Raw genomic sequence first — 23,580 nt, forward strand, 5'->3', positions numbered from 1 at the left:
CTGGTCCTCCTGTTGGTCATGCTGGGGAGATTGCCGCTCACGTTCCTTGCGCAACCACCGATCCAACAGGCTGCGATTGATTCCCAGAGACCGGGCAGCTTCGGCCACCCCATACCCCTGGCGCTCAACCAACGCCACTGCCTCAGCCTTGAATTCCGCCGTGTATCGACGTCGTGCCTTCTTGCTCATGAACACCTCCGATGCATAGCCTACGAGGCTTAACGGGGTGTCCGCTACAATTGAACCACTTCATTGGGCATTACCGTCCTGGTAGCCCTGGGAGTGGATTTCCATGAAGCAGAGATGGGGATGCTGATGCTGGCCTTCATCCTGTTCCTGGGCCTGTTCCTGTGGGCCTTTTCGGCCGGCAGTCTGAAATGGGTGTGGGTCATGCTGGTGGGTGGGGCCGGACTCATGACCGGCATGGCCTGGCTGCTGCAGGGCGTCTTGATATGAGTGCCGGACGGTCGGAGGTTCCTTTGATGTTCAGCAGTTTCCGCCAAACCATGGCCTGGCTGCACACCTGGTTCGGTCTGATACTGGGGTTTGTGCTGATGGTTGCGTTCTTTTTCGGCACGTTGTCGGTGTTTGACCGGGAGATCGACCGCTGGGCGATTCCGGAAACCCGATTCGAGCCTCAGACCATGCCCTCCTTCGATCATATCCTGTTGCCTGTCCTGCGGCAGGTGGAGCCGGACCAGAAGGAGTACGAGAGACAAATGCCTTGGCTGCATGATTTCGGCCAGGGCCCGATGACCCCGCGCCTGGAACTTCCCGTGGACGAGTATTGGGCCTACACCACCCATCGGGATCCGGTGCTTGTCATGGGGGTGGGGTTTGGCGTGCCCCATCCCAGGGATCCGGCGGCCCACAATCATATTCACGGGGACGTAACCATTGATCCCCGCAGCGGCGTCCTGGTACCGGATGACGCACTCAAGATCGGCAGTCGCTGGTTTTACCCCATGCACTACAGCCTGAACTGGACATGGAAGTACCTGGGTTACTGGATCGTGGGTCTGGCCGGATTCTTCATGCTGGTGGCGCTGGTGACCGGTGTGATTATCCACCGCAAGCTCTTCCGGGAATTCTTCACCTTCCGTCCTGGCCACCAGATCCTGCGCAGTACCCTGGATCTTCACAATCTTACCGGCGTGGTGGCGCTGCCTTTTCACTTCTTCTTTGCCTTTACAGGACTGCTGATATTTGCCGGCTGGCTTTACTTTCCGGTCGGCAATACGCTGCTCAAGCCGCTGCATGATCTGGAGCATCAGCGGGAGGCGCTGGAAATCGGTTTGCCTTATGAACGGTCCGGGCATCCAGCGCCACTGGCCTCGGTGGATGCCATGATGGCCGAGGCCCAGCGGCGCTGGGATGCCCGTGGTATGCCAGGGGATGTGGGGTTTCTGGTGGTTCGCCATGTAGGGGATGTCAATGGCTATGTGAGCCTGTATCGTGCCGGCAGCGACCGCGTGGCCTTGGTGGGGGAGGGCATCCATTTCAAGGCCAGTACTGGGGAAGTGCTGCGGGAAGATCCACCACGGACCGTGGTTTCGGAGATCCACGATTTTCTTGTTGGCCTGCACCTGCAGCACTTTGAACACTGGTTCCTGCGCTGGTTATATGTGCTGGGAGGCTTGCTGGGGTGTACCTGTATTGCCACCGGCTTTGTCTTCTTCGTGGAAAAGCGCAAAAGGAAACACGCAGAAGCGGGAGGTCAGGGAAGTCGCCTGGTGGATGCCCTGGCAGTGACCACGGTGACGGGCATGGTGATTGCCGCCATCGGCATGCTGGTGGTGAATCGGATACTGCCTTCCGACCTGATTGGTAAGGGGGATTGGGAGAAGGGTCGCCTGGGTACTTACCCTGCTGCATGCCCTGTGGCGCAGTGCCCCGGTAACGGCGGCACGGATCAATCCTGCCTGGAGGGAACAGTGTCGGGTGATCGCGGTACTGGCGGTGGCTGCAGTGCTGCTGAACTGGGCTACCACCGGCGACCATCTGCTCAAGACCGCGCTCACTGACCGCTACTGGGCGGTGGCGGGGGTCGATGTGAGTCTGTTGGGGGTGGCATTGCTGGCCACGGGCGCGGCCCGATTGCTGTGGAAGCGGGAGTCCGCCCATAGCTTCCACGAGGCCAGTGCGGCAGCACCTGTTGGCAGGACCTTGAAGCGGGCGACGGGCAAACAACATGGTTGATGCGGCAGCGATTTATCTCATGGGGGCGACCCTGGCCGCGTTGCTGGGATTCGCCTGGCTGGCCCTGGCAATGGAGGTTCATTGGCGGCAGGTATTCGGGCGGGTCGGCCCCTCGCCGGGCACCCGCAGTGCCCTGAGACTGCTGGGAGGGGCATCATTGCTGGGTTCCCTGGGGTTGTGTCTGCTGGCCGATCATGCCTCCATGGCGGCACTGGTCTGGTTCATGCTGCTGGCCCTGGCCGGGGTATGTGTTGCGTTGCTGCTTGCCTGGCGGTCTGCCTGGCTTCGCCGGTTATGGCCCGGATGAGACCACCCGGTTGCGGCCGGAGGCCTTGGCGCGATAGAGGGCAAGATCTGCCGCCCTGATCAGTGCCTCGGGTGAGCATGCTTCCTGCCTCCCCAGCGTCGCTACCCCGATGCTCACGGTGATCACCTGCAAGGGGGAGTTTTCGTGGGGCAGTGCCTTGTGTTCCAGCATGTCGCGGATGTCTTCCGCCAGTCCCAGGGCTTCCGCATGGTCAAGGCCGCCGCAGATGATCGCGAATTCCTCGCCGCCGTAGCGGGCCGCCAGGTCGCTGGCCCGCTGGGTATGCTGCCGCAGCACATCGGCCAGCAGCTGCATGCAGCGGTCCCCGGCCACATGTCCATAATGATCGTTGTAGGCCTTGAACCAGTCGATATCCAGCATCAACAGGCTCAGTGGCTGGGCGAAACGACGGGTTCTGGCCCATTCCCTTGCCAGCACTTCGTCAAAGCAGCGTCGGTTGGCCAGACCCGTGAGGGCGTCGGTGCGGGACAGGCGGGACAATTCCCGGTTGGCCTGCTCCAGCTCCCGGGTGCGTGCGGCCACCTGCTGTTCCAGATCCTGGGTCTGCCGTGCCATGCGATAGGCCATCTGTCCCAATGCCTGTGACAACTGGCTGACTTCCATCACCGGGGTGCGGATGTCAGGCCGGTAAGTCCAGTCTCCCCGCCCGAGCCGGGTTGCCCAGCGGCTCAAGGCCACCAGGGGGCGTGTGACCCAGATGCTCACCAGGGTGATCAGCAGCATCCCCAGCAACAGTATCCCGGCGGCAACCAGCAACAGTTTCCGTATCAGGTCCAGCATCGGTGCCATGAACTGGGTCTGTGGGATCGCCTGTACGATTTGAAGGGTCGGGCCGTCCTGCAGCGAGTAGCTTACCCAGTCCACCAGGTAGCGTTCATCTCCGATCTGATGCAGTATCCGCCCCTGTTCGGATTCCGTCTGTCGCTCCAGCAGTTCACCCAGTTCCCTGAGCAGGGGCGAGTCACTTTCCCGTATGCTGATCCTGCGGGTTTCGTCACGGCTCAGGAAATAGACCGGGTCCGGGGTGGAGTTTGCCAGAAGTTTTCCGTCCGATTCGGTGATGAAGGCCACGCCACCGGAGCGTTCCATCACTTCGCTCAGCCAGCGGCTGAGTTGCACAATCGAAAGATCGGCGCTAATCACCCCCACGAACTGGTCGTCTGCGCCGTACAGAGGGGCCGATATGCCCAGGCCCATGGTGCCGTAGTCACCGGCGGGGTCATTGATGGCATAGCGGTAGACCGGGTACCAGCTCATGCGGCCCATCGCCAGGGCAGCCACGAACCAGGGGCGGAGACGGGCATCGTAGTGGTCGTTGCCGGCATCGATCAGTTCCCCCGGGCGATTACGTTCGTCCGCGCGGTAGAGGGACATGACGCGGTGGTTGTCGACGCTGGCCTGCAATATGCGCAGACCGCGATCCTCGCCCAGCGGGGGACGGCTGGCGGCAAAATATTCTCCTTCGGGTGTGCCCGTGGAGAGAAAGGTGAGCAGAGGCTGCTGCTCCAGTTGCAGCAGGAAGTTGCGAGTCATGGTCTCTGGTTCGCGGGGATCGATCACTCCCTGACGGACCTGGGCGACATTGAGACTTACCACCTGCCGGGGGACTTCAAAGAACTGGCGTACCTTGTCGTTCACCTGGCTGCTCACCTCCTCCGCCAGCCGGGTCTGCAGGCGCAGGGACATCGATTCCGCAGCCTGATAGGTGAGCCACCACTGAATGGCCACCAGCAGCACCAGGCCCGTGCCCAGCAGCAGGATGATGTAGCGTTTGAGTGACATGCCTTGAGGTCCGTACCGGGGACATAACTGGTGAAGATTACCATGTCACCCGGTTGCAGGAGGGGACCTCAGGGGATTGAAGGGGACCTGACCGGCTGAAGCCGGTGCCGCTGGACCCCGGCCCGGGCCAGGCGGGATTGCAGTGCGGACAGCTGTGCTTCCATTTCAGGTACCACGGTGGTGCGCACCTCCAGGGCCACATCGGTGGCCAGCACCCGGTACAGGCTTTCCCAGGCGGCCTCGCCGGAACCCGGCATACCCGTGATCGCCGGATAGTCTTCGGGCAGGGCCTTGATGTCCAGGCCCACCCAGTCGGTGAAGGGCAGAACTCTGGCCAGGCGCTCGGGGTAGATGCCGGCGGTGTGCAGCCCCACCTTGAAGCCCATCTTTCGCACCTGGACCATGGCCTGTGCCAGCCCGCTCTGCAGGGTGGGTTCGCCGCCGCTGAACACCACGGCATCCAGCAGCCCGCGGCGCTGGGCCAGAAATGCCGTCACCTGGTCCCAACCTATCGGCGCCTCCGTCCGTGGAGGCTGCAGCCGGGTGTTATGGCAATACCCGCAGCGCCAGGGGCAGCCCTGACAGAAGATCACGGCTGCCAGCTCACCGGGATAGTCGATGGTGGTGAGGGGGATCATTCCCCCCACCCGCAGCGACCCGGCCGCCGTGGCCGTCACTGCATATTCAGCGGTTTGCATGGTCCGACGCGACACCAGGCTCCTCGAAGTAGCGGCGCTGCGCGTGTTCCGACTGCTTGCCCCTGTTGAAGGCGGACACGGGGCGGTGATAGCCCATGACCCGGGTCCAGACCTCGCAGGGGGTGCGTTCCTCGTCACTCAGGGTGATGCCGGCAGTGTGGTTGTGGTTCGTGTTCATGGTCGGTCTCCTTAAAAGATGGTTGGGTGCGGCTCAGGCCACAGCAGCGGCCTGGGCCTGCTTGCGGGCGATGATCTCCTGGTCGCAGTGGGGGCAGAAGGCATGCTCGCCGGCGATGTAGCCGTGCTTTGGGCAGATGGAGAAGATCGGGGTGACCGTGATGTAGGGCTGACGGAAGTTTTCCAGGGCCCGGCGTACCAGGCGCTTGCAGGCCTCCGGGGAGGATATCTGCTCGCCCATGTACAGATGCAGCACGGTGCCGCCGGTGTAGCGGGTTTGCAGCGCTTCCTGGCGGGACAGGGCCTCGAAGGGATCGGCGGTGAAACCCACCGGCAGCTGGGAGCTGTTGGTGTAATAGGGGGCATCAGCGGTGCCGGACTGGATGATGCCCGGATAGCGCTTTTGATCCTCCCGCGCAAGGCGGTAGGTGGTGCCCTCGGCGGGTGTCGCTTCCAGGTTGTACATGTTGCCGGTCTCTTCCTGGAATTCCAGCATCCGGGCGCGGACGTGGTCCAGCAGACGCAGGGCCATGGCATGGCCGGCGTCGGAGGTGATGTCCTCGGCATCGGCGGTGAAGTTGCGGATCATCTCGTTGATGCCGTTCACGCCGATGGTGGAGAAGTGGTTGCGCAATGTCCCCAGGTAGCGCCGGGTGTAGGGGAACAGCCCGTCCTCCATGTGTCGGGCGATGACCTTGCGCTTGATCTCCAGGCTGTTGCGGGCCAGTTCCAGCAGCCGGTCCAGTTGGGAAAGCAGACCGGCTTCGTCCCCCCGATGGGTGAAGCCCAGGCGGGCGCAGTTGATGGTGACCACACCCAGGGAGCCGGTCTGCTCCGCCGAGCCGAACAGGCCGTTGCCCCGCTTGAGCAGTTCCCGCAGGTCCAGCTGCAGCCGGCAGCACATGGAGCGCACCATGTTGGGCGACAGCTCCGAGTTGAGGAAATTCTGGAAATAGGGCAGGCCGTACTTGGCGGTCATGGCGAACAGCCGTTCCGTGTTGTCGCTTTCCCAGGGAAAATCCGAGGTGATGTTGTAGGTGGGGATGGGGAAGGTGAAGATCCGGCCCCGGGCGTCACCTTCGGTCATCACCTCGATGTAGGCCCGGTTGATCATGTCCATCTCCGCCTGCAGGTCGCCATAGCAGAAATCCTGCTCCCGGCCACCGATGACGGGCACCTGCTCCCGCAGGTCTTCCGGGCAGACCCAGTCGAAGGTCAGGTTGGTGAAGGGGGTCTGGCAGCCCCAGCGGGACGGGACGTTGAGGTTGTAGATCAGTTCCTGCATGTACTGCTTGACCTGGGCGTAGTCGAGCCGGTCCACCCGGACAAACGGGGCCATGTAGGTGTCGAAGCTGGAAAAGGCCTGGGCGCCGGCCCATTCGTTCTGCAGGGTACCCAGGAAATTGACGATCTGGCCCACGGCGGAGGAGAAGTGGCGGGGCGGGGCGGCTTCCACCTTGCCCGGCACGCCGTTGAAGCCTTCCACCAGCAGGGTGCGCAGGGACCAGCCGGCGCAGTAGCCGGCCAGCATGTCCAGGTCATGGATGTGGTAGTCACCGTCCCGATGGGCCTGGCCGATCTCCGGTGGATAGACGTGGTTGAGCCAGTAATTGGCGATCATCTTGCCGGAGGTGTTGAGGATCAGGCCGCCCAGGGAGTAGCCCTGGTTGGCGTTGGCGGCCACCCGCCAGTCGGAACGGTCCAGGTATTCGCTGATGGAGGCATCCACGTCCACCAGGGTCCGGCGGTCGGCCCGCAGGGCCTTGTGCTGTTCCCGGTAGACGATGTAGGCCCGGGCAGTGCGCAGATGGTTGGCACTGATCAGGGTCTGTTCCACCACATCCTGGATGTTTTCGATGTCCGGGCACTGACCCTGGGCAAAACGATGGGCCAGCACCTTCACCACCTGGGCGGTGAGCAGGGTGGCTTCATGGTCTCCGAATTCTCCGGTGGCCTGACCGGCCCGGCGGATGGCGGACTCGATGCGATCGGCATCAAACGGCAGGCGACGGCCGTCGCGCTTGATGACCTGGGTGGGCAGGGCGGGCATTCGGGAAGGCAGGGGTTCCATGAATATGGGATCCTTTGTGTGACTAGATATGGTGGCGTGGATTATAGCAGGCACAATATTTTGTGAAAGGGCCTGGGTGGGGTTGTGCTGCAAAGTCCGCTGAAGTTCATGGTTGCCATGGTGAAGGTGACCCGTAATCCCTGCGGATGGCACACGCCCGACATCCATTGGGCATCAAGCCCAATGGGACCGGGGATGGGGAGCGTTGTCGATGGCGCGGCTTGGTGCGCGGTGATACGGGGGGATCGGCCCTATCTGCGAGATTTCGCAGATGACGCTTGCACATGCCTGGGCGGATGGGAATACATGGGCTGAAAAAACGGGGAGTATCGTCGAGGAATCAGCAAATATCGTGCTGCAGGATCAGTTCATCGGACAGGTCTGCCTGCAGGACTTCATGGTCGTATTCGGTCAGGCCGAGGTGATCCAGCGTCTGTGCGCTGGTGGCCGACCACTCGCTGTCGTCACGATCGTACTTCACTCGACTCAGGATATTGACGGCGAGTTTGCTGATTGCATACAGATCCTTGAGTGGCCGGTTGATATGTCTGTCTTCCAGAAACGAGGGATCGTGGTGCCGCAGGATCAGTTGGGCGAGTGGCGGGGGGAGATTCCAGGAGCTGGCCACGTAGTAGCCGATCACTGCGTGGTTGGTCGGATAGTGATCTTCTTCGACATCTGTAAAGATCCGGTTTGATGTCTGGTTCGCTTCCATGAGTACGGCACGGTAGTCGGGATACTTGATGGCCATGATGGGGATGCCGCAATCACGGAACAGGCCGAAACTGTAGGTGTCATCCGCCGGGCATGTCTTGTACAACTCCAGATGCTCCCTGAGCAGCAGCATGGTTTTGGCAGTCTGAGTGGCGGTATCCCAGAACTTTTCAAGGGAGATGGAAGAGTTTCCGGTGATGGACTGTCGCAGTTTCTGGGCCGCCACAAGCTGACTGATGGCGCTGGTGCCCATAAGGGAGACCGCGTTTTGAATGTCCGTGATCTGCCGGCCCAGGCCGAACAGGGGAGAGTTGACCGTCTTGAGTACGCTGGCCGACAGGCCCACATCCCGGGCGATGACGTCGGCAAACTGGTTCAAGGTGACGCCTGGAAGAGTCCGCAGTCGTTGAATTTCCGCCAGTACATCAGGCCGTGCCGGTATTTCAAATTCTCTCACGGCTTTCCCATCATCCATAACGCAATCTCAGCCCCGGGTTTGTGATCAACCTTGCAATGATGGCTCCAGAGGACAGATGAAATCAAATGGCATTTTCCCTGAAACCTTCCCGCGCATGATGGCTGGACGTGGTGTCCGGTTGCGGTTAGCCATGGCCAGAATACCTTTCAAAGATGCTCCATGACGCAGCCTGCCAGTTCCGCCGCCAGGTTATTGCCCCAGAAAATACCCTTCGGCGTCAGGGGGTAACAACCGTCCTTGAGAGGGGTCAGGAGTGCCTGATCCACCAGTTGCTCGCACCGTTTCAGCAAGGCCCCATGAGCCGCTTCCGGCACGGGCTCCAGCGTCACCCGACCGAACTGAATGGCACCGATGAAGCGATACAGGGCATCATATGGCGGACGGGTGGTCATGCCCTCACGACCGGTCACGCTCTCCAGGCCCTGGGTATAGGCGTCCAGAGCCAGTGGGTTCATGAGCATCATGCCGGCCAGTCGTCCGCCGGCACCGGCACCCAGGGGGAGGGTGTCTCCGCCCTGGTAGCGCAATGCCACATACCGGTAACGGTCCCTGCCGGGTTTCACCATCTTGGTCAGTTCCAGAACTTCGAACCCCTGTCGCTGACCGGCTTCCAGAATCCGTGAGAACAGCTGCCATTCCCGGGCCAGGGTCTGCGGAGTCTGGGCGGCGTGGGCCATGTGTTCATGGGCCAGACGGCTCTTTTCCCGGATCATCAGGGAATACAGGGAAAAACCCGCCAGATCCAGCTCGGCGATGGCGGCAAGGTCGTGGGCCAGTTCCCCGTCGCTCTGCATGGGGTAGTGGTAGATCAGATCCATGCCCAGGTTGTCCAGCCCCAGGTCGCGGAAGCGCCGGACGCGCGCCTTGACCCAGTCCCCGTCACCCAACCGGCCCAGCAGTCGCCGGCCACGGTCATGGAAGGTTTGCACGCCCAGACTGAGCCGGTTGACGCCTTCTGCCATGACCGCCTTCAGCTTGTCTTCATCCAGATCGGACAGGCTGCTCTCCAGGGTGATTTCCACATCATCCGTCAGATTGAAATGTGTCCTGAGTGCCTGCAGGACCCGTTGCAGGTCGGGCGTGGACAGGGTGCTGGGGGTGCCGCCACCGAAATACACGGCGCCGTACATGCCGTCCCGGACATAGGGGATCCTGGTGACGGCTTCCATTTCCCGGATCAGCAGATCGGCATAGTGAGACTCGGGGCTGCCCTTCATCCGGCGCATGTTGCAGAAATGACAGATCCTGCGGCAGAACGGGATGTGCAGGTAAATGGCCCTGGGCTGCGGGTCCGCTATCCGGTCCTTGAGATGCTCGCCCAGGGTTCCGGTGCCATCGCACAGGGGCTGCAGTGGCATGATGGCATCATGGTGACTGCGCTTTCGCCGGGGGTAGGGCAGTTCCTCGCTGAAGGCCGGCATGGGCACGCTTGAAATGCCGCTGTGGAGGACGGTGGTCATGCGGCGTGCTCCCGGTGAGCGGTGGCGCGCCCCAGACCATAGCGCATGCGGACCCAGGGGCATCCCGTGAGACTGTCCCTTTCCACCAGGCATTCCACCCCCCAGGCGTGGGTGATGGTTTCGGCGCGCATGACCTGCGCCGGGGTGCCGCTGGCTACCACCTTGCCGTCCTTGAGCACGGTGATGTGGTCCGCATAGGCGGCGGCCAGATTCAGGTCGTGCAGCACCACCAGGATGGTCCGGCCCCGGGCGGCGTCCACCCGCAGCAGTTCCATGAGACGCAACTGGTGCCTGACGTCCAGGGCCGAAGTGGGTTCGTCCAGCAGCAGCAGGCCCGGCTGGTCCGGTCCGGTGTCGTGGACCTGGGCCAGTACCCGGGCCATTTGTACCCTCTGACGCTCCCCACCGGAAAGACTGCGGTAATCCCGGCCCGACAGGTGTAATACGCCGGCCCGGTCCAGGGCCTCGCGGACGATTCTGGCGTCCCGGTCCGGGGTGCGATGGGGAAGACGGCCCATTTCCGCCACTTCCCAGGCGGTGAGCGGGAACGTGACCACGTTTTCCTGGGGCAGTACCGCCCTGCAGCGGGCCAGGGCATGGGGACACCACTGGTCCAGTGCCTGTCCGCACCAGGTGACCTCACCGCTGCTGGGCCGCAGATCGCCGGCCATCACCGACAGCAATGTGCTCTTGCCGGCACCGTTGGGGCCCACCAGCACATGCACGTTACCTGGGTGGGCCTCAAGGTAGGCCTGATCCAGCAGGTACCGTCCACCCCGTTCCACCACCAGATGGGAAACCTTTGCCAGGGCCTGTGTGTTCATCCGAGCCTCCCTTTTTGCCGCAGCAGCAGCCAGAGGAAAAATGGTCCCCCCAGCAGGGATGTGAGCAGACCGATGGGCAGCTCCGCAGGGGCGACGATGATGCGGGCGAGGGCGTCGGCCAGCAGGAGCAGCAGGGCGCCCCCCAGGGCCGAGGCCGGCAGCAGATAACGGTGATCCGGGCCGATGGTCAGGCGCAGCAGATGGGGCACCACCAGACCGACAAAGCCGATGATGCCGGCAATGGCCACGGAGGCGCCCACCGCCAGGGCAGCCGTGACCACCACCAGGGTCTTGATCCGGTGCACGGGGAAGCCCAGGTGGGAGGCCACGGACTCTCCCAGCATGAGGCCGTTGAGGGCTCGGGCCACCAGGGGCATGCAGGCCAGGGCCAGCATCACCAGTCCCGCGCTCACGGCCCACAGGGTCCAGCCGGCGTGGGCCAGCGAACCCATGTTCCAGAAGGTGAGGGTGCGCAGTTGCTGGTCATCGGCCATGTAAATCAGCATCCCGGTGGCGGCGCCGGCAATGGCATTGATGGCGATACCGCCCAGCAGCAGGGTGGCCACCGAGGTATGTCCGCCGTGACTGGCCAGCCGGTAGACCAGCCAGGTGGTACCCAGGCCACCGGCAAACGCCGCAAGGGGTAGTGTAAACACGCCCAGCGCCATGACCAGGGGGGCCAGCACGGTGGTGCCCAGCACGATCACGCTGACTGCTCCCAGGGCCGCGCCGGCGGACACACCGATCAGTCCCGGATCGGCCAGGGGGTTTCTGAACAGGCCCTGCAGGGCCACCCCGCTCACGGCCAGGGCGGCACCCACGGTGATGGCCACCAGGACCCGGGGCAGGCGCAGGTTGAGAATGACCTCCCGCAGAAACGGGTCATCGAGATGTCCGGTCAGTACCCACAGGACTTCAGCCGGACTCACCTCCACCGCACCGGTGGTCAGTCCCAGCAGGGCGGCGGCGAGAACCGCCGGCACCAGGGCGATTACCACCCAGCGGGCGCGGGCCGATCGGGAACCGGGTGTTGGTATGGCCACGGCGGCGGGGATTTCGGAAGCCGCTGCACTCATGCCCGGGCCATGTCGGTGATGGCCGCTTCCCGGGGGGCCGGTGGCTTGCCACCCAGAAAGCGGGTAACCGCAAGTACCGCTTCGCCCAGCCTGGGGCCGAACCCCAGCAGGAACAGGGTGTCTTCCACATACTGGGGCACCTGTCCCAGCATGCCGCCGAAGTCCGCCGCCGCCGCCCCGGTGATCACCAGGGCATCGGGGCGTTTGGCCATGACGCCTTCCCGGGACACGGGCCGATAGCCGGCAAAGTCGGTGAAGACGTTGCGTCCACCGGCCAGGCGGATCAGGGCATCCGCCTTGGTGTCCCTGCCTGCGGCCACCGCATTGCCCTGGCCGTGGGCCATCAGGGCCACCACGGCGGGGGGGCGGGGAAATTCCGCCTGCAGATCCCTGGACCGCTCCAGATCCTCGTCCACATCGTCGATGATCCGCCGGGCGGTTTCTGTCGCATCCAGCCATTGTCCCAGGGTATGCACCCTGCTCCTGAACCCTTCCATGCTCGGTTCCCCGGAGACGGTCAGTATCCGTACGCCGGCTTCCCGGGCCCGGGTCAGCGTGCCTTCGGGGCCGGCGCTGCCGTCATGGATCAGGGCGTGGGGTCGCAGGGCCAGCAGGCTCTCGATGGTGAGGGTGTGCTGGTAGCCCACCCTGGGCAGGGCTTCGGCGGCTGCCGGGAAGGTGCTGGTGCTGTCGGTGCCCACGATCCGGTCGCCGGCACCCAGGGCGAAGACGGTCTCTGTCAATCCGCCGCCGATGGTGATGAGGCGGTGCTGGTCCGACAGCCCGCCATCGGCGGGAGGCTGCATGGCCCACAGTCCGGGGGGCAGGGCGGTCAGGGCCATACCGCCCAGGAGGCGCAGCAGTTCACGACGGTGCATGTCGGCCTCGGTCGCTGCGGATGTTCAGCGGGTTCATGGCAGGGTCTCCTTGATGTCAGAAGCGATAGCTGGCCTGGATCTTCACGTTGCGCCCCGGATCATTCATGGACGACAGGTGAGGGCGGTAGGTCTTGTCGGTGAGGTTGTCGATGCCGAAATCCACCCGCACGCGGTCCCGGTCAGCGGCGGGCCGCAGGGTCAGAAAGACATCGGTGAGGGTGTAGCTGTCGGCGGTATCCGCATCGTCCGGTACCCGGTCCTGGGACCAGGCATGGGTCACGCGGCCACCCAGGGTTAGCCGACCATTCATGACATGTACGCCCCCTTCAATTGCCAGGTTATCGGCGGGAATGCCTGACAAGGGGCCGCCATCGGTGCGGTTGTCTCCCCGTTGACGGGCGGCGCTCAGGGTGATGAAGTGATCCGGATGGGTGTAATGAATCTCCAGTTCCTGACCGCGCAGGCGGGCGTCGTTGACGTTCTCGAAGTAGGTGCGCCCACCGGGGATGGGGGGGCCGAAGGCCGGCATCTCCAGCTCCACGATCTGGTCGATGAAATCCTCCACGTCGTTCTGGTACACCGAGAGTCTTGCCCGCAACCGGTCTTCGGGATGGAACAGGCCCCGTGCATGGTGGGTCAGGCCCAGTTCCTTGTTGCGTGCCTTTTCCGGTCGCAGGTCCGGGTTAGGCTCGAACCGGTTGTTGCCGAAGTGGATGCCGCCCACGTACAGGTTGGTAAGCGAGGGCGCGCGGAAGGCCTCGGAATAGCCGGCAAACAGTTCCCAGCCGGGTGTCAGGGTATAGGTGGCGCTGATCTGTCCTGACCATTCGGATTCGGTCAGCCGGTCGTGGTCATCGGCATCCTTGCTGAAGTGGTCATATCGCAGGCCTGGTGCGATCTCCAGACGATCCGTGATGAGCAGGCGATCCACCAGGAAGATCCCGGTGACTGCCTGGCGGGCATCGGGATACATGGGACGGCTCTCGCCGTCCCGTTCCCCTTTCTGGCGATCCCGGTAATGCTCCAGCCCGATGACCACCATGTGATCCACGGGGCCGGTATCAAGGCGCAGGGTGTTGGTCACGTCCAGACCCAGGGTGTTGAGCTTGGTGACGTCGTTGCGGTCGGTGTCGGTGCGGGTTTCGTCCAGTTCCACCTGATTGCCGTAGAGGGTGGCGTCCAGATCCAGCCAGCGGCTGTCATCGGGATTCAGTTGATAACGCAGGGTCTGTGTCCGGTTGTCCGTGCGGCGATCGACGATGATGGCGGTGCTGCCGCTGTCGGTACCGGTACTGTTGGCATTGGAAGGGATCTCGTGATCGTCCCGGAAGGCCTGAAGGCTGAGGGTCAGACGATGCCCCGGTGCCGGGGTCAGTGTGCCCTTGAGCAGGCCGGAGGTGATCTCGTCACCGGTGTACAGGACTGTGTCACCGCGCCCGTCCTCAATGTCGGATTGCTCCCGCCTGAGTACATTGGCCAGCAGGGAGAGGCGTTCTCCCCGTGCCGCGGCGGTGGCCGAGAACAGGGATTGATCCCCCTGGCTCTGGTAGCCGGCGCTCACCCGGCCACCGGCATTGGCGTCCGGGCCCAGGAAACCATCGGCATCCTGGGTGCGGAAGTTCACCACGCCGCCCAGAGCACCCGAGCCATAGAGTGTGGAGGCAGGTCCCCTGAGCACTTCCACCTGTTCAAGCAGCAGGGGGTCCAGGAAGATTCTGCCCTTGTGTCCCGCGCCGAAATTCTGGCGGGCATTGTCCACCCGGATCACCACCCGTTCTCCACTCAGACCCCGGATCACCGGTTCCATGGCGATGGAACGGGTGCCGCCGCCGATGCCGATGCCGGGCAGCATGCGCATGATGTCCGCCAGGTTGGCGGCCTGATCCCGGTCCATGGCTTCTCTGTCGCGCACGGCCACCGGGGCATTGATCTGCTCCACCGGTGCCGGCATGCGGGTGGCTTCGATAAGCAGGGCAGGCAGCGTTAGCGAGGCATGAAGATGGTCTCCGCTCGGATCGCCCCCATGGGCAGTACCGGAAAGGGCTGCGGCGATGGCCGCGGTGAGCATGCACAGGCGCGGGCGCGTCATGAAACCTCCAGAACCTGACGGAGAGTGGAAGCACACTCCGTCCCAAGCTTGAAAAGGCGGCCTGGCTGGCTTGCCGACAGGGTCGGTGGCGGGCTGAGCTGCAGGTGGACTCAGGTGTTTCCGTGGCTATGAGAAACACGAATCATGAAATGATATTGATTGTTATTTGCAAGTCAAGGGCCTCATCCCGTTCCGGCTTCGGGTATCGGATCGATCCGGGCGCGATCCCTGTCCACGGCGGCATAGGCCTTGCCGATGGCGCCGGGGTCGGACATCACCTGTCGGATCAGCAGTGCCACGTCTTCCCGCTGAATGAAACCGTGAATGGCGGGGTTTTCCGACAGCATGCCCCGGCCCGTGGCCGGCTCATTGCCAAGACCGCCGGGACGAATAAGGGTAAAGGGCAGGCCCGACGTCTTGAGATGGGTTTCCGCCCGGGTCTTTGCATCCACCACATCCCCGAAGGCAGCAATGGCACGCTCCGAGCGGAAAGGCATCATCTCGCCACAGCCGATGGAGGTCACCAGAATGAAGTGCCGGACCCCCCGGATCGCGGCGGTATCGACAATGACCCGGTTGCCCGCGTCGTCCACGTAACGACCGTCTTCGGTCCGGCCCGATATTGTGGAGACGACGATGCCCTGGGCACCCAGCGCATCCAGGGCCTGCTTGACGGCAACGGGGTCGAGGGCATCGCCGGGCATGATGTCGGCACCGATTTCCAGCAGGGGCAGGGCATCCGTGCGAGGGCGAACCATGGCCAATACCGGGGTTCCGTCACGGCGAAGCAGCCGGGCCAGTTCCAGACCCACACCGCGGGTGGCGCCGAAGATGAGTACCGGGGTCATGCGCAGGCCTCCTGGTCGGCCTCATCCAGGTGCAGCAGGGCCTTTTGCAGACGCTCGAACAGGTCCAGCTGGTCATGGCGCAACTGCCGCTGTTCGTCACGCCCGAGGAAGACCTTGAACATGCAGTCGCCTGTTTCGTTGAAGAACTGGATCGAGGCGGTCTCCATCCCCATGAAGGGGCGTCTGACGAAGACGATATGGGCGCAGCGTTCCGGGCGCAGATGACCGGACAGGCCGATGCTGCCATGCAGGTTGAAAAAACCATGACCGGTCTTGCCCCGGGGGATCGGTCCCTTGAATTCCAGAATCACGTCCTGGTTATGGACCACGGTGACCAGATCGCCCCAGTCGGAGAGGGCATGCATGACGTTGATGAAGTGTCTGCCACGCACCTCGGTCCACAGGGATTGGGGCAGGCAGTGGATGATGTCCAGCATGGAGCAGCGGGCCTGCCGGGCCATGTCTTCAAGGATGCCGTCCGCCGATTGGGCCAGCTGCTTGCGCACCTCATCCAGGCCGGTGACGGTATCGTGGTGAGCGGCTGATGCCATGGGAGTGGTCCTCCTGTATCGGGATCAAAGGGTGAAGAACCCGGGTGGTCCCGGGCGAATCAGTGGCTAAGTACCCACTTCACCAGCATGCGGATATTGTCTTCGCCAACCCAGGCATTGGGGGGCATGGGCATGTCCCCCCAGTTGCCGACCCCGCCATCACGCACTTTGGCGGTGAGCTTGTCGACGGCACCGGCATCTCCCCGGTAGCGTGCGGCCACGTCCTTGTAGCTGGGGCCGATGGCCTGGCCGTCAATCTGATGACAGGCCATGCATCCACTCTGGTTGGCTATCTCCATGTCCGCCAGTACGGGGGGGGTGGTGATGGCCAGCATGCAGATGGAAGCGGCTGCCAGGGAAGATTTTTTCAACAGGGACATCTGATGACCTCTTTTTATTTAGTGAAGGTGATGTCAATTATCATTTATATCTTCACGAAATGCACGGACTGCGACATTGCCGATGGTGGCATGCTGTATCAGGGGCAGACCATGGACAATCCAGCGGGCCGGTTCATCGCCCTTGAGCAGGTGCTCGTGCCACTGGGAGACACGGATGGAATAATCCAGCTGATTTTCCCGGCGCCGCAGATTGTGCCCTTCACCTCCGTAGGCCAGCATGACGATGGGTTTTCCCATGCGGCGCAGGGTGTTGTAGATCTCTACCCCCTGGTTGAAGGCCACAGAATCGTCTTCGGTACCGAACATCACCAGCAAGGGGGTGTCGATGCCCTGGGCATTGAATACCGGGGAGTTGGCCACATAGCTGTTCAGATCTTCCCAGAAGGGTTTTGGTAGCCGGGCCTGGCCGGTCTCGAAGATGAGATGCTCCGGGATGCCGGTGCGCCAGTAGATGGAGTTGTATTTGCTGATCAGGTTGGTGATGGGAGCGCCGGCAACGGCGGCCGCAAACAGGTCGGTCTGGGTGATGATGTAGCTGACCTGATAGCCGCCCCAGGAGTGTCCCACAAGGCCGATGCGTGCCGGATCCACCCGGCCGCTTTCCAGGACTGCCTTGACTGCCGGCACCACGCTCTCCAGTGCAGACTCACCGGGTCGGCCCAGTTCGTATTGGATGTCGGGCTCCAGGACGAAATAACCCTCCGATGACAGACGACGGGCATTGAAGGCGTGATTGTGACGGGGCAGGGTGTATTCATGCAGGGTATCCGAGCGTTGCTCATAGATGTGCACGATCATGGGGTACTGCCGGCCCGGTTCGTAACCCGCCGGGTAGAGCAGGCGGGCCTCCAGCGGTTCCCCCTTTGCGGTCCTGAAGCGGATCAGTTCATCACCGGCCCAGTGAAACCTCGCCTGCTGAGGATTGGTATGGGTGAGGCGATGATGCCTGACAAAGTCACTGTCGGTGAGAAAATAATCCGGCGAGTCGATCGCGGTCTGTAACCGGTACACATATTGACCGGTGGCGGCCGCATACTGAAGCTGATCCACCTGCATGGGGCCATGAATCAGGGTTTCCAGGGTGCCGCGATGCCAGCGTGCATAGCCGGTGTCCTTGGTGCGCAGGCCGAAGGTTTCCAGGTGGATGGGATCTTCCGGGTCCAGGCTGGGCTTCAGGCGGTCCAGGATGGCCTGGCGGTAGCGGATGCCATGCTCGGTCCCGTGGGTGAGACGCTGGATGTGTCCGCCATCCGGATGGGCCAGATAGACGTCATGCTGGTCATACAGCAGCACCCAGGCATCCTCGTCGGCCCACTGGCCATGACCGAAGGGACGGCCGATGGTACGTCCGTTGACCTGGGTGAAGTCATTGAAGCGGCTCGCCACCGTTGCCGTCAGATTGGCGTACCGGCCGGTTTGGATGTCGTAGGTCCACCAGTCCTCACCGGAGAAATACAGCAGGTAGCGGCCCTGTGGGGAACTGCTCACGGACTCGTAGCGCTCAAGCACCAGGTTCCTTTCACCACTGTGAACATCCATCAGATGGATGTCGTTCCACTGATCCCGCAATTGGGGCTGATAGGGCCGGGGATCGTGGAGTACCGCGTGATGTTGTCCCCGCACCAGCTCCAGGCTCAGGCCCGGTTCATCGGTCAGGGCAAAAAAACGCCCATCCTGAAGATGCCAGACCGCCCAGAGATAGGGGAGGGCACGGTCATCTCCCTTCTTCTGCCGATAGGGCTGGATGGGGTCATCGCGCCAGTGCCAGATCTGTACGCTGCTGGGAGGAAGGACGGCTTCCTCCTCTGGTTCCGTACCCTCAACGGCCTGGACCGGTGTCATGGGAAAGAACAGGCGCAGGCCATCATCCGACCATCGTGGCCAGCGTCCCTGGGCAAAGGCCAGCGTGGCGGTATCTTCTTTTTCGCTCCGGGGTGGTGTCAGGGTGTGGCGTACCGGACGGGCATCCAGCTGTTCAAACACCAGGGCGGTCAGCGGCTCCCGAGGCTTGCCGTCAGCGGCGCGGAACACGGAAAGACGCTGACCGTCGGGACTCCAGCTCAGATGGAAATGACCTCCGGAATGCTGGTCCAGGGTGCGACGGTTGCCCGTGGCCGGATTCAGGACCACCACTTCATGGGAGTCGGGCGCCCTGATCGTCATTGCCAGGTAATCGGACCCGGTACTGAACCGGTGTTCCTGAACCCCTGGTATATGGATCGACTGTGATCTTGACAGGTCGTGGAGCAGTAATTCGCCGTCGTGGGCTGTTTCATTCTCCGGCATGGTCCGTCGGACAGCCAGGAATCGCCCATCGGGCGAGACTTCATGGCTGATCACGCCGGAAAAGAAGGTGACGGCTCCCGTATCCAGCCGCAGCGCGCCCAGACGGGTTTCATGGGGCGGCGTGTCCTGAATACCCTTGCCGGCCACGGTCTGGGTGCGGAAGAAAAACCATCGTCCATCCGGCGAAAACCCATGACCAAAGGCGTTTTCGAACTGGAACTGTCGATCCGGCTCGACCGTGCTCCTGACCTGGGTTTGGGATTCGCCTCGAACCGTGCCCACCTGGTTATGGAAGAACCACAGGCCGTCGGCCGACAGGCCGGCGTTGGCGATGGTATGCCAAAGATGGTAGTCATCGGGTGTCAGGGTCTGCCGGGCCTCCGTGCCTGCAAGAAGCGGGGGCGGCATCAGGCAGAGCAGGACAAGCATGGCGGTCCGGGCAGCGGACACGATCTTTGCGGCAGCAGGCGAGGGTGTCTGTCTGTCCATGGTTTGTGAATCCTGTCAGCGTGTTGAAGACATGAAAACACAAACGATAATTATTCGCAATAATGGCTCTAGTCCGGTTTCCTTATGGACTGACTGTGTATTGATCGGTAAAAGCCCCGGACGAGGCCGGGGCTTTTACATCATCGGGAGGCCGGTCCGGCCGCCGGGAGATCAGACACTGTCCGCGGGAATCCTGACCCAGCCTTCCATCAGTACCCGGGCGCTACGGCTCATGATGGCCTTGGTCACCGTCCATTCGCCGTTCTCGCAACGGGCTTGCGCACCCACCCGCAGGGTGCCGGAGGGATGGCCGAAACGCACCGCGGTACGCTCACCGCCGCCGGCCGCCAGGTTCACCAGGGTACCGGGGATGGCCGCCGCGGTACCGATGGCCACGGCGGCCGTACCCATCATGGCATGGTGCAGCTTGCCCATGGAAAGGGCGCGCACCAGCAGGTCCACATCCTCCGCCCGGACGGGCTTGCCGCTGGAAGACACATAATCCTTCGGCCCGGCGACGAAGGCCACCTTCGGGGTGTGCTGGCGCTGGGCGGCCTCTTTCAGGTCACTGATCAGGCCCATGCGCAGGGCGCCGTGGGCGCGCAGGGTCTCGAATCGCTCCAGCGCCTCGGTGTCCCCGTTGATGGCCTCCTGCAGTTCGGTGCCGGTATAGCCCATATCCTCGGCGTTGACGAAGATGGTGGGGATGCCGGCATTGATCATGGTGGCCTTCAGGGTGCCAAGGCCAGGGACGTCCAGATCATCCACCAGATTGCCGGTGGGGAACATGGAGCCGCCGGTGTCATCCGCCGGTTCCATGAACTCGATCTGCACCTCGGCGGCGGGGAAGGTGACCCCATCCAGTTCGAAGTCGCCGGTTTCCTGTACCGCGCCGTCGGTGATGGGTACGTGGGCGATGATGGTCTTGCCGATGTTGGCCTGCCAGATGCGCACCGTGGCGATGCCGTTGTCGGGGATGCGGTCGGGGTCCACCAGACCGGTGCTGATGCCGAAGGCCCCCACGGCGGCGGTGAGGTTGCCGCAGTTGCCGCTCCAGTCCACGAAGGCCTTGTCGATGGAGACCTGGCCGAACAGGTAGTCCACGTCGTGATCCGGGCGGGTGCTTTTAGACAGGATCACGGTCTTGCTGGTGCTGGAGGTGGCGCCGCCCATGCCGTCGATCTGTTTGCCGTAGGGGTCGGGGCTGCCGATCACCCGCAGCAGCAGGGCGTCCCGTGCCGGCCCGGGGACCTGGGCGGCCTCGGGCAGGTCGGTCAGGTTGAAGAACACGCCCTTGCTGGTGCCGCCGCGCATGTAGGTGGCGGGGATCCTGATCTGGGGTTTGTGGCTCACGAAGATGTCTCCTGGAAATCCTGGCAACAACTCAGGGCTTTGGATGGGTGAACACCCCTCTCCCGCAAGGGGAGAGGGGTCTGCAGTGGCTCAGGCGGCGTTTTCCGCCTCCAGGAAGTCCTGGGCAAAACGCTGCAGGACACCACCGGCATCGTAGATGGAGACCTCTTCCGCCGTATCCAGCCGGCAGGTCACCGGCACGTCCACCCGCTCACCGTTGCGGCGATGGATCACCAGGGTGAGGGTGGTGCGCGGCTTGCGCTCACCGATCACATCATAGGTTTCGGTGCCGTCGAGGGCCAGGGTGTTGCGGTTGGTGCCCGGCTGGAATTCCAGCGGCAGCACGCCCATGCCGATCAGGTTGGTGCGATGGATGCGCTCAAAGCCCTCGGCAACGATGGCCTCCACCCCCGCCAGACGCACGCCCTTGGCCGCCCAGTCGCGGGAGGAACCCTGACCGTAGTCGGCACCGGCGATGATGATCAGGGGCTGCCGGCGGGCCATGTAGGTCTCGATGGCCTCCCACATGCGTGTCACCTGGCCTTCCGGCTCGATCCGGGCCAGGGAGCCCTGCTTCACCTGGCCGTTTTCATCCCGCACCATCTCGTTGAGCAGCTTGGGGTTGGCAAAGGTGGCCCGCTGGGCGGTCAGGTGGTCGCCGCGATGGGTGGCGTAGGAATTGAAGTCTTCCTCCGGCAGGCCCATTTTCGCCAGGTATTCCCCGGCGGCACTGCTGGCCAGAATGGCGTTGGATGGCGACAGGTGGTCAGTGGTGATGTTGTCACCCAGCACCGCCAGCGGGCGCATGCCCTTGAGGGCGCGCTCACCGGCCAGGGCGCCTTCCCAGTAGGGGGGGCGGCGGATGTAGGTGCTCATGGGGCGCCAGTCGTAGAGGGGGGGGACGGTTTCGGTAGACTGGTCCCGGGCCTCGAACATGGGGATGTAGACCTCCCGGAACTGTTCGGGATTGACGCTGGCACGCACGATGGCGTCGATTTCCTCGTCGCTGGGCCAGATGTCCTTGAGGGTGACGGGATTGCCGTCGGCATCGTGTCCCAGCACATCCTTCTCGATGTCGAAGCGGATGGTCCCGGCAATGGCATAGGCCACCACCAGGGGCGGGGAGGCCAGGAAGGCCTGCTTGGCATAGGGGTGAATGCGGCCGTCGAAATTGCGGTTGCCGGAGAGCACGGCGGTGGCGTAGAGGTCGCGGTCGATGATCTCCTGCTGGATCTTCGGGTCCAGTGCGCCGGACATGCCGTTGCAGGTGGTGCAGGCGAACGCCACCACGCCAAAGCCCAGTTGCTCCAGTTCCGGCAGCAGGCCGGCTGCTTCCAAGTACATCTTCACCGTCTTGGAGCCGGGGGCCAGGGAGGACTTGACCCAGGGCTTGCGGGTCAGGCCCAGCCGGTTGGCATTGCGGGCGATCAGGCCCGCCGCCACCATGTTGCGCGGGTTGGAGGTGTTGGTGCAGCTGGTGATGGCGGCGATGATCACGGCCCCGTCGGGCATCTTGCCCGGCTCCTCGGTCCAGGCCCCGGCAATGCCGCGGCTGGCCAGTTCCCGGGTGGGCAGCTGGGCATGGGGGTTGGAGGGGCCGGCCAGGGTACGTTCCACGGCGGACAGGTCAAAACGCAGCACCCGCTCGTATTCGGCGCCCTTGAGGCTGTCGGCCCACAGGCCAGCCGTCCTGGCGTAGGTCTCCACCAGGGCCACCTGGGCGTCGTCGCGGCCGGTGAGCTTGAGGTAATCAATGGTCTGGCCGTCGATGTAGAACATGGCGGCGGTGGCGCCGTATTCCGGCGTCATGTTGGCGATGGTGGCCCGATCGCCCACGGTGAGGGCATCGGCACCCTCGCCGAAGAATTCCAGATAGGCGCCCACCACCCGCTCCCGACGCAGGAAGGCGGTCAGGGCCAGCACCATGTCGGTGCCGGTGATGCCCGGCTTGAGTTTGCCGGTGAGTTCCACGCCGACGATGTCGGGCAGGCGCATCATGGAAGCCCGGCCCAGCATCACGCTTTCGGCCTCCAGGCCGCCCACGCCCACGGAGATCACGCCCAGGGCATCCACCATGGGGGTGTGGCTGTCGGTACCCACGCAGGTGTCCGGGAAGGCCACGCCGTCGCGGACCTGGATCACCGGCGACATCTTTTCCAGATTGATCTGGTGCATGATGCCGTTGCCGGGGGGGATCACGTCCACATTGCGGAAGGCCTGCTTGGTCCAGTTGATGAAGTGGAAGCGGTCTTCGTTGCGGCGGTCCTCAATGGCCCGGTTCTTCTCGAAGGCGTCGGCTTCAAAGCCGCCGTGTTCCACCGCCAGGGAGTGATCCACGATCAGCTGGGTGGGCACCACCGGGTTGATCTTGGCCGGGTCGCCGCCTTTTTCGGCGATGGCGTCCCGCAGACCGGCCAGGTCCACCAGGGCGGTCTGGCCCAGGATGTCGTGGCAGACCACGCGGGCGGGGAACCAGGGGAAGTCCAGTTCACGCTTGCGCTCGATGATCTGCCTGAGTGCGTCTGTGAGTCCTTCGGGCTCGCAGCGGCGCACCAGGTTTTCCGCCAGGACGCGGGCGGTATAGGGGAGCGTGTCGTAGGCGCCGGGTTGGATGGCCTCGACGGCGGCGCGGGTGTCGAAATAATCCAGCGCTGTTCCTGGCAGGTTTTTGCGGTATTCAGTGTTCATCTTTTGGAAACTCGCTTGAAAATCCTTGAAGCCGAACCTGAGTAGGGGATCAGACACCCCACCATTAAGTGGTGCGATTATACAGATATAAGAAGAAGTCTGGAGCCGGTGTTCCAGTGTTCTGAGCAGGCCAGTCATGCCCGCGCAAGCGCTGAACAGGCCAGTCATTACTGCGCAAGCGGGAATCCGG

At 63.3% G+C, this 23,580-nt stretch carries 19 protein-coding genes and 1 pseudogene; 4 read left to right on the top strand and 16 right to left on the bottom strand.

The genetic code is table 11. The features are described from left to right. Nucleotides 1-189: transposase (locus CKO35_RS12070; RefSeq protein ID WP_200173378.1), on the bottom strand; the 189-nt coding region annotated here is incomplete at its 3' end. Between the two features lie 63 nt (nt 190-252). Here CKO35_RS12070 and CKO35_RS12075 point away from each other — a divergent pair. From CKO35_RS12075 to CKO35_RS12090, 4 genes are read left to right on the top strand one after another with little or no spacing between them, the layout of a single operon-like run. Then, entirely contained in the window at nt 253-456 is a 204-nt protein-coding gene (locus CKO35_RS12075; RefSeq protein ID WP_200176405.1) for a hypothetical protein, read from the top strand. A 26-nt stretch (nt 457-482) separates the two neighbouring features. Beyond that, nucleotides 483-2,024 carry a PepSY-associated TM helix domain-containing protein gene (locus tag CKO35_RS12080; protein ID WP_200176406.1) on the top strand — a complete coding sequence of 514 codons (1,542 nt, stop codon included), beginning with the start codon at nt 483-485 and terminating at the stop codon, nt 2,022-2,024. Further along, the gene (locus CKO35_RS12085; RefSeq protein WP_200176407.1) at nt 1,969-2,199 is read left to right on the top strand and encodes a hypothetical protein; all 231 of its coding nucleotides are present in this window, start codon (nt 1,969-1,971) and stop codon (nt 2,197-2,199) included. Before CKO35_RS12080 ends, CKO35_RS12085 begins: the two co-directional genes overlap by 56 nt. Beyond that, a complete protein-coding gene (locus CKO35_RS12090; protein ID WP_200176408.1) occupies nt 2,192-2,506 on the top strand; it encodes a DUF3325 domain-containing protein in 315 nt (104 codons plus the stop codon). Before CKO35_RS12085 ends, CKO35_RS12090 begins: the two co-directional genes overlap by 8 nt. On the opposite strand, the gene CKO35_RS12095 is transcribed toward CKO35_RS12090, so the two are convergent. The 15 genes and pseudogenes from CKO35_RS12095 to acnD all read right to left on the bottom strand — a co-directional run bounded on the left by CKO35_RS12095 (nt 2,492) and on the right by acnD (nt 23,390). Then, entirely contained in the window at nt 2,492-4,309 is a 1,818-nt protein-coding gene (locus CKO35_RS12095; RefSeq protein ID WP_200176409.1) for a sensor domain-containing diguanylate cyclase, read from the bottom strand. The genes CKO35_RS12090 and CKO35_RS12095 overlap by 15 nt on opposite strands. Before the next feature lie 68 nt (nt 4,310-4,377). Next, nucleotides 4,378-5,007: an anaerobic ribonucleoside-triphosphate reductase activating protein gene (locus tag CKO35_RS12100; RefSeq protein WP_200176410.1), complete on the bottom strand. Its 630-nt coding sequence runs from the start codon at nt 5,005-5,007 to the stop codon at nt 4,378-4,380. Beyond that, nucleotides 4,994-7,423, bottom strand: a pseudogene (locus CKO35_RS12110) (ribonucleoside triphosphate reductase). Before CKO35_RS12110 ends, CKO35_RS12100 begins: the two are co-directional and overlap by 14 nt. A gap of 172 nt (nt 7,424-7,595) precedes the next feature. Continuing rightward, the gene (locus tag CKO35_RS12115) at nt 7,596-8,444 is read right to left on the bottom strand and encodes an HDOD domain-containing protein (RefSeq protein WP_200176413.1); all 849 of its coding nucleotides are present in this window, start codon (nt 8,442-8,444) and stop codon (nt 7,596-7,598) included. Between the two features lie 149 nt (nt 8,445-8,593). Next, nucleotides 8,594-9,907 carry a radical SAM protein gene (locus tag CKO35_RS12120; protein WP_200176414.1) on the bottom strand — a complete coding sequence of 438 codons (1,314 nt, stop codon included), beginning with the start codon at nt 9,905-9,907 and terminating at the stop codon, nt 8,594-8,596. Next, entirely contained in the window at nt 9,904-10,731 is an 828-nt protein-coding gene (locus CKO35_RS12125) for a heme ABC transporter ATP-binding protein (protein WP_200176415.1), read from the bottom strand. Before CKO35_RS12125 ends, CKO35_RS12120 begins: the two co-directional genes overlap by 4 nt. Further along, a complete protein-coding gene (locus CKO35_RS12130; RefSeq protein WP_200176416.1) occupies nt 10,728-11,807 on the bottom strand; it encodes a FecCD family ABC transporter permease in 1,080 nt (359 codons plus the stop codon). The genes CKO35_RS12125 and CKO35_RS12130 overlap by 4 nt, the downstream gene beginning before the upstream one ends. Continuing rightward, complete coding sequence (locus CKO35_RS12135) at nt 11,804-12,685, bottom strand: heme/hemin ABC transporter substrate-binding protein (RefSeq protein WP_200176417.1); 882 nt, start codon at nt 12,683-12,685, stop codon at nt 11,804-11,806. Before CKO35_RS12135 ends, CKO35_RS12130 begins: the two co-directional genes overlap by 4 nt. Nucleotides 12,686-12,740: 55 nt before the next feature. Then, nucleotides 12,741-14,774, bottom strand: a complete 2,034-nt coding sequence (locus CKO35_RS12140) for a TonB-dependent hemoglobin/transferrin/lactoferrin family receptor (RefSeq protein ID WP_200176418.1) — start codon at nt 14,772-14,774, stop codon at nt 12,741-12,743. A gap of 182 nt (nt 14,775-14,956) precedes the next feature. Further along, complete coding sequence (locus CKO35_RS12145; protein WP_200176419.1) at nt 14,957-15,622, bottom strand: SDR family oxidoreductase; 666 nt, start codon at nt 15,620-15,622, stop codon at nt 14,957-14,959. Continuing rightward, nucleotides 15,619-16,173: a heme utilization cystosolic carrier protein HutX gene (gene hutX, locus CKO35_RS12150; protein ID WP_200176420.1), complete on the bottom strand. Its 555-nt coding sequence runs from the start codon at nt 16,171-16,173 to the stop codon at nt 15,619-15,621. Before hutX ends, CKO35_RS12145 begins: the two co-directional genes overlap by 4 nt. A gap of 59 nt (nt 16,174-16,232) precedes the next feature. After that, nucleotides 16,233-16,553, bottom strand: coding sequence for a c-type cytochrome (locus tag CKO35_RS12155; RefSeq protein WP_242467172.1), 321 nt, complete (start codon nt 16,551-16,553; stop codon nt 16,233-16,235). A gap of 33 nt (nt 16,554-16,586) precedes the next feature. After that, a complete protein-coding gene (locus CKO35_RS12160) occupies nt 16,587-19,349 on the bottom strand; it encodes a prolyl oligopeptidase family serine peptidase (RefSeq protein ID WP_200176421.1) in 2,763 nt (920 codons plus the stop codon). Between the two features lie 171 nt (nt 19,350-19,520). Continuing rightward, a complete protein-coding gene (gene prpF, locus CKO35_RS12165) occupies nt 19,521-20,702 on the bottom strand; it encodes a 2-methylaconitate cis-trans isomerase PrpF (protein ID WP_200176422.1) in 1,182 nt (393 codons plus the stop codon). Nucleotides 20,703-20,792: 90 nt separating this feature from the next. After that, on the bottom strand, nt 20,793-23,390 hold the full coding sequence (gene acnD, locus CKO35_RS12170) for a Fe/S-dependent 2-methylisocitrate dehydratase AcnD (RefSeq protein ID WP_200176423.1): 2,598 nt from the start codon (nt 23,388-23,390) through the stop codon (nt 20,793-20,795). Between the last annotated feature and the right edge of the window lie 190 nt (nt 23,391-23,580).

Source organism: Ectothiorhodospira shaposhnikovii (assembly GCF_016584105.1).
Classification (GTDB): Bacteria; Pseudomonadota; Gammaproteobacteria; order Ectothiorhodospirales; family Ectothiorhodospiraceae; genus Ectothiorhodospira; species Ectothiorhodospira shaposhnikovii.

Excerpts from the sequence above, each read along its gene's own strand:
- CKO35_RS12090 (WP_200176408.1), top strand. The coding sequence starts at position 2,192 with ATGGTTGATGCGGCAGCGATTTATCTCATGGGGGCGACCCTGGCCGCG.
- CKO35_RS12135 (WP_200176417.1), bottom strand. The coding sequence starts at position 12,685 with ATGCACCGTCGTGAACTGCTGCGCCTCCTGGGCGGTATGGCCCTGACC.
- CKO35_RS12080 (WP_200176406.1), top strand. The coding sequence starts at position 483 with ATGTTCAGCAGTTTCCGCCAAACCATGGCCTGGCTGCACACCTGGTTC.
- CKO35_RS12160 (WP_200176421.1), bottom strand. The coding sequence starts at position 19,349 with ATGGACAGACAGACACCCTCGCCTGCTGCCGCAAAGATCGTGTCCGCT.
- CKO35_RS12100 (WP_200176410.1), bottom strand. The coding sequence starts at position 5,007 with ATGCAAACCGCTGAATATGCAGTGACGGCCACGGCGGCCGGGTCGCTG.
- acnD (WP_200176423.1), bottom strand. The coding sequence starts at position 23,390 with ATGAACACTGAATACCGCAAAAACCTGCCAGGAACAGCGCTGGATTAT.
- CKO35_RS12145 (WP_200176419.1), bottom strand. The coding sequence starts at position 15,622 with ATGACCCCGGTACTCATCTTCGGCGCCACCCGCGGTGTGGGTCTGGAA.
- CKO35_RS12125 (WP_200176415.1), bottom strand. The coding sequence starts at position 10,731 with ATGAACACACAGGCCCTGGCAAAGGTTTCCCATCTGGTGGTGGAACGG.
- CKO35_RS12140 (WP_200176418.1), bottom strand. The coding sequence starts at position 14,774 with ATGACGCGCCCGCGCCTGTGCATGCTCACCGCGGCCATCGCCGCAGCC.
- CKO35_RS12130 (WP_200176416.1), bottom strand. The coding sequence starts at position 11,807 with ATGAGTGCAGCGGCTTCCGAAATCCCCGCCGCCGTGGCCATACCAACA.
- CKO35_RS12095 (WP_200176409.1), bottom strand. The coding sequence starts at position 4,309 with ATGTCACTCAAACGCTACATCATCCTGCTGCTGGGCACGGGCCTGGTG.
- CKO35_RS12155 (WP_242467172.1), bottom strand. The coding sequence starts at position 16,553 with ATGTCCCTGTTGAAAAAATCTTCCCTGGCAGCCGCTTCCATCTGCATG.
- CKO35_RS12115 (WP_200176413.1), bottom strand. The coding sequence starts at position 8,444 with ATGGATGATGGGAAAGCCGTGAGAGAATTTGAAATACCGGCACGGCCT.
- hutX (WP_200176420.1), bottom strand. The coding sequence starts at position 16,173 with ATGGCATCAGCCGCTCACCACGATACCGTCACCGGCCTGGATGAGGTG.
- CKO35_RS12120 (WP_200176414.1), bottom strand. The coding sequence starts at position 9,907 with ATGACCACCGTCCTCCACAGCGGCATTTCAAGCGTGCCCATGCCGGCC.